This is a genomic window from Streptomyces sp. CA2R106 (assembly GCF_037034245.1).
Classification (GTDB): domain Bacteria; phylum Actinomycetota; class Actinomycetes; order Streptomycetales; family Streptomycetaceae; genus Actinacidiphila.
Genome location: NZ_JBAGKC010000066.1, coordinates 1 through 6241 on the forward strand (window position 1 = coordinate 1; position 6241 = coordinate 6241).

2 protein-coding genes are annotated in these 6241 nt (G+C 74.6%); both read right to left on the bottom strand.

What is annotated here, in order from left to right:
- Nucleotides 1-4820, bottom strand: a 4820-nt coding sequence (locus tag WA788_RS34860; protein ID WP_335984388.1) for a type I polyketide synthase, incomplete at its 3' end; no start/stop codon positions are given.
- 163 nt (nt 4821-4983) lie between these two features.
- Nucleotides 4984-6201 carry a cytochrome P450 gene (locus tag WA788_RS34865; RefSeq protein ID WP_335984389.1) on the bottom strand — a complete coding sequence of 406 codons (1218 nt, stop codon included), beginning with the start codon at nt 6199-6201 and terminating at the stop codon, nt 4984-4986.
- Nucleotides 6202-6241 lie beyond the last annotated feature (40 nt).

The following is a 6241-nucleotide window of genomic DNA, read 5'->3' on the forward strand; positions in this document are numbered from 1 at the left end:
ACCGCCTCCCGCAACACGTCCTCCACCCGCCAGTCCACGAACCGGGCGAGTGCCGCGTCACAAGCCGCCACCTCCACGGCGAACACCTCGGAGGAGTCCAGCAGTTCGACCGCCATCCCCACCCACTGCGCACCCTGCCCCGGGAAGACGAACACCGTCTTCCCCGACCCGGCACGACCCTCCACCACACCGCCGCCCAACTCACCGACCGCCAACCCCGACAACCCCGCCAGCAAGGAGTCCCGGTCCGTGGCCGACACCGCAGCGCGGTACTCCAACTGCGCCCGCGTCGTGGCCGCCGAGAAGCCGGTGTCCAGCAGCCCCGTCTCCGGCCGCGCGAGCAGGAACTCCCGCAGCCTGGCCGCCTGCGCCCGCAGCCCCGCCTCGTCCTTCGCCGACACCACCACCGGAACCGTCGGAAGGACCTTCGCGGCCTGCGGCGCGGGCTCCTCCTCCGCCGCCGGAGCCTCCTCCAGGATCACGTGCGCGTTCGTCCCGGAGATCCCGAAGGACGACACGGCGCCGCGCCGCACCCGCTCCCCCGCCGGCCACGGCCGCGGCTCGGTCAGCAGCCGGACCGCACCGGACTTCCAGTTGACGTGCCCGGACGGTGCGTCCACGTGCAGCGTGGCGGGCAGCACCTCGTGCCGCAGCGCCTGCACCATCTTGATGACGCCCGCGACACCCGCGGCCGCCTGCGTGTGGCCGATGTTCGACTTCATGGAGCCCAGCCACAGCGGCCGGTCCTCCGCGCGCCCCTGCCCGTAGGTCGCCAGCAGCGCCTCGGCCTCGATCGGGTCGCCCAGCTTCGTGCCGGTGCCGTGGCCCTCGACCGCGTCGACCTCGTCGGGCCGCAGTCCGGCCGAGGCCAGCGCCTGGCCGATCACGCGCTGCTGCGCGGAACCGTTGGGCGCGGTCAGTCCGTTGGACGCGCCGTCCTGGTTGATCGCGCTGCCGCGCAGCACCGCCAGCACGCGGTGGCCGTTGCGCCGCGCGTCGCTCAGCCGCTCGATCGCGACGACCCCGGCGCCCTCGGCCCAGCCGGTCCCGTCGGCCGCCGCGGAGTACGCCTTGCAGCGGCCGTCGGGCGACAGGCCGCCCTGCCGGGAGAACTCGGCGAAGATGCCGGGGCTGGACATCACGGTGGCGCCGCCGGCCAGCGCGAGCGCGCACTCGCCCTGCCGCAGGGCCTGCGCGGCCAGGTGCAGGGCGACCAGCGACGACGAGCAGGCGGTGTCCACGGTGACGGCGGGCCCCTGGAGGCCGAGCGCGTAGGCGACGCGGCCGGACGCGACGCTGGGGCTGTTGCCGGTCAGCAGGTATCCGTCGTACCCGTCGGCCTGTTCGTGCAGCCGCGGGCCGTAGTCCTGGGCCATCACCCCGGTGAACACGCCGACCTGGCCGCCGCGCAGGGCGCCCGGGTCGATCCCGGCGTCCTCCAGCGCCTGCCAGGACGTCTCCAGCAGCAGCCGCTGCTGGGGGTCCATGGCGGTCGCCTCGCGCGGGCTGATGCCGAAGAAGTCCGGGTCGAACTCGTCGGCGTCGTGCAGGAACCCGCCGTTCTTGGTGTACGAGGTGCCCGACCGGCCGCGGCTGGGGTCGTAGAGCGCGGCCAGGTCCCAGCCGCGGTTGCCGGGGAACTCGCCGATCGCGTCGGTACCGCGCGCGACCAGGTCCCACAGCAGCTCCGGCGAGTTCGCGTCGCCGGGGTAGCGGCAGGCCATGCCGACGATCGCCAGGGGTTCGCTGCTGGCGACCGGCGGCGCGGCTGCCGCGCCCGCGGCGGTGTCCCCGGCGAGTTCCGCGCGCAGGTGGCGGGCGAGGGCTTCCGGTGTGGGGTGGGCGAAGACCAGCGTGTCGGGCAGTTCGAGACCGGTGGCGGTGGTGAGCCGGCCGCGCAGTTCGAGGGCGGCGCCGGAGTCGAGCCCGAGGTCCTTGAACGTCCGGGTGACGTCGACGGCGTCCGCGCTCGCGTGGCCGAGGGTGACGGCGGTGGCCTTCTGGACCAGGCCGACCAGGTCCTCGGCGCGGGCGGCGGGGTCCCCGGCGGCGTCGACGGCGGACTGCGGTGCGGGCCGGGCCGGTTCGGGGCGGTGCGGCGCGGGCGCGCCCGCGGGGCCTGCGGTGCTCGCGCCGTCGGGGGCGGCGAACCAGTAGTTCTCCCGCTGGAAGGCGTACGTCGGCAGGTCCACGCGGTGCGCGGGGCGCGGCGCCGGTGCCCAGTCGAGGGTGCCGCCCTGGACGTGGTACTGGCCGACGGCGGTGAGGAACTGCCGCAGGCTGCCGTGGCCGCGGCGCAGGGTGCCGGTCACGAGGGCGTCGGTGACGGCGGCGTCGCGCAGGGTCTCGCCGATGCTGCCGACCAGTCCGGGGTGCGGGCTGGTCTCGACGAAGGCGCGGTGCCCGTCGGCGAGGGCGGCGCGGACGGCCGGTTCGAACTCGACGGTCTGGCGGAGGTTGCGGAACCAGTAGGCGGCGGTCAGTTCGGCGGTGTCCAGCAGGCCGCCGGTGACGGTGGAGTAGAAGGCCAGGTCGGCGCGGCGGGGCCGGATCGAGGCGAGCAGCCGCAGCAGGTCGGCCTCGATGGCGTCGACCTGCGGGGAGTGCGAGGCGTAGTCGATGGGGACCTCGCGGACGCGGACGCCGTCGGCGCGGCAGGCGGCCATCAGCTCGGTGAGGGCGGCGGGGTCGCCGGACACGACGGTGCTGCCGGGGCCGTTGACGGCGCCGATGCCGAGCCGGCCGGGGTAGGCGGCGATCCGGTCGCGGACCGCGGCGAGCGGCTCGGCCACCGACACCATGCCGCCCAGCCCGGCGACGGCGTTGAGGGCCTGGCCGCGCAGCGAGACGACCGCGGCGGCGTCGGCGAGGGTGAGCGCCCCGGCGATGTGCGCGGCGGCGATCTCGCCCTGGGAGTGACCGATGACGGCGTCGGGGGTGACGCCCTGGGCCTGCCAGAGCCGGGCGAGGGCGATCATCACGGCGAACAGCACCGGCTGCACCACGTCGCCGCGCTCCAGGGACGGCGCGCCGGGCACGTCGCGTACGACGTCGAGCACGGACCAGTCCTGGTGGGCGGCGAGGGCCTGTGAGCACGCGGTCAGGTGCTCGGCGAACACCGGTGAGGTCTCCAGCAGTTCGCGGGCCATGCCCTGCCACTGCGAGCCCTGTCCGGGGAAGACGAAGACGGTGCCGCCGACGGCGCGGGCGGTGCCTGCCACGACGTTGGCCGCCGGGTCGCCGGCGGCCAGGGCGGTCAGGCCGGCGTGGAACTCCGCGGCGCTGTCGCCGAGGACGACGGCGCGCTGCTCGAACGCCTGCCGGGTGGTGGCCAGGGCGCGGCCGGTGTCGGCGGTGGGTATGCCGGGGCGCGCGGTGACGTGGGCGTGCAGGCGCTCGGCCTGGGCGCGCAGCGCGGGCGCGGTACGGCCGGACAGCGGCCAGGCGTGGGCGGCGATGTGGTCGGCGGGTACGGTCGCGGCCTGCGCGTCGGTGGCGGGCGCGGCGGCGTCGGGCGCGGCGGCCTCGGCTGCGGGCGCGGCGGCGGTGTCCTCGGCCACGACGACATGGCAGTTGGTGCCGCCCATGCCGAACGAGCTGACGCCCGCGACGAGGCGCTGCCGCTCGTCGGGCCACGGCCCCGCCTCCGCCTGCACGCTCAGGCCGAGGTCGGCGAGCGGGATGGCGGGGTGGGGGCGTTCGTAGTTGAGGCTGGCCGGCACCTGGCGGCGCTCGATGCTCAGCAGCACCTTCAGCAGCCCGGCGATGCCCGAGGCGCCTTCCAGGTGCCCGATGTTGGTCTTCACCGAGCCGACGTGCAGCGGCCGGTCGGCGGGCCGGTCCGTGCCGAGCGCGGCGCCCAGCGCGGCGGCCTCGATGGGGTCGCCGACCTTGGTGCCGGTGCCGTGCAGTTCGACGTACTGGACGTCGGCGGGGCGGACGCCGGCGGCCTGGACGGCCTGCCGGACGACCTCGCGCTGGGCCTGCTCGCCGGGCACGGTCAGGCCGGAGGTGCGGCCGTCGTTGTTGACGGCGCTGCCCAGGATCAGGCCGTAGATCCGGTCGCCGTCGGCGCGGGCCCGTTCGGCGGCCTTGAGGACGACGACGGCGCCGCCCTCGCCGCGGACGAAGCCGTTGGCGCGGGCGTCGAAGGTGTAGCAGCGGCCGTCGGGGGACAGCGCGTTGAACTGCTCGGTCATCGCGGTGCTGCCCGGGTCGAGCATGAGGTTGACGCCGCCGGCCAGGGCGAGGTCGGCCTCGCCGCGCCGGATGCTCTCGGCGGCCAGGTGCACCGAGACGAGTGAGGAGGACTGTGCGGAGTCCACGGTCAGGCTCGGGCCGCGCAGGCCCAGGCTGTAGGAGACCCGGTTGGCGATGATCCCGCGGTTCAGGCCGGTCAGCGTGTAGCGGGACAGCTCGCCCTGCTGCCGGGCGAGGAGGGTGGTGTAGTCGCTGGTGATGCTGGCGGCGAAGACGCCGGCGCGGCCGCCGTCGAGGTCGGCGGGCACGATGCCCGCGTCCTCCAGGGCCTCCCAGCACAGCTCCAGCATGATGCGCTGCTGGGGGTCCATCGCGGCGGCCTCGTTGGGCGAGACGCCGAAGAACGCGGCGTCGAACGCGTCGATGCCGTCGATGAAGCCGCCCGGCCAGTCGGCCCCGTCGGGCCCGGCGGTGCGCTGCTTGTCGGACGCCTTGCCGATGGCGTGGCGGCCCTGGCTCAGCAGGTCCCACAGCTCCTGCGGGGTGGAGGCTCCCGGCAGCCGGCAGGAGATGCCGACAATCGCGATTTCCGCTCCGCTACCAATGGGGGAATCAGTCATCACTATCTCCACAGAGGTCCGACGAGTGCAGGGAGCAGGAGGCAGGGAGCAGGAGGCGGGCGGGGCCGGGAACGGTGCTCGGAAGCCCGCCGCGGGCCGCCGGGCCCGGTGTTGGCACCGGGCACGGCGGCCGCGGCAGGCGGGTGCTGCCGCCGTCGCGGGGTCAGCCGAGGGTGACGGGCAGGTTCTCGTACCCGCGGATCGTCAGCCGGTCCCGGCGGGTCGGCTCACCGGCCGGCGCCACGTTCGGGAACCGGTCGAGGAGCTCGGTGAACGCCACCGTGCCCTCCAGCCGGGCGAGCGGCGCGCCGAGGCAGTGGTGGATGCCCGCGCCCATGGACACCGGCTGGATGGCGGTGCGGGTGGGGTCGAAGCGGTCGGGGTCGGTGTAGCGCTTCGGGTCGCGGTTGCCGGCGCCGAGCGCGAGCAGCGCCCACTCGCCCATCGGGATGCGGGTGCCGGCGATCTCCGCGTCCTCACGGGCGACGCGGGCGATCAGCTGGACCGGCGAGTCGAAGCGCAGCACCTCCTCGACGAAGTTGTCCGCGGCGATCTGCTTGTTGTGCAGCCCGGCGGCGACGTCGGGGTGTTTGAAGAGCAGGTTGAGGCCGTTGCCGAAGATGTGGGTGGTGGTCTCGATGCCCGCGGCCAGCACCACGCCGAGGTTGCAGACCAGCTCCTCCGCGGTCAGCGGCGCGTTCTCCTGGTCGGTGATCTGCACCACCGCGCTGACCAGGTCGTCGCCCGGGTGCATGCGGCGCCGGGCGACCAGCTCCTGGAAGTACTTCTCGAACTCCGCGTAGGCGGTGTCCGCGATGAGGGTGTCCTCCTCGGTGGGGGTCACCTCGAAGACCAGGGTCCAGTCGTTGGCCAGCTGCTTGAACCGCGGCCAGTCCTCCTTCGGCATGCCGAAGAGCTCGCCGACCACGCCGACGGACAGGTTGAAGGCGAAGCGGTCCATGAAGTCGACCGACGAGCCGTCCGACGTGGCGTCGGCCATCTCGTCGAGCAGGTCCCGGGCGATCTGCCGGATCATCGGCTCGAGCGCGGCGACCCGGCGGGCGCTGAACGCCCGGGCCATCACGTCCCGCATCCGGGTGTGGTCCGGCGGGTTGGTGTCCAGGATGCTGTTGGTCAGGGCGACGACCGAGGGGTGCAGCTTCCACTCGGCGGCGGTGAACAGCCGGTTGTACCGGTCGTCCCACGGGCCGAACTCGCTGGCCCGCAGCGTCTCGTTGATCGCGTCGTAGCCGGGCACCATCCACAGCTTGTCGCCGAGCGGCGCGACCGGGCCGAGGCCGTGCGCGGCGGCGTAGTGCGGGTACGGGTCGTCGCGGCCCTCGGGGGTGAGCAGCTCACCCAGGATCTCGTTTGCATCCATGCGCTGACTCCTCAAATCGGCTGAGGCCGGCCGGCCTCAG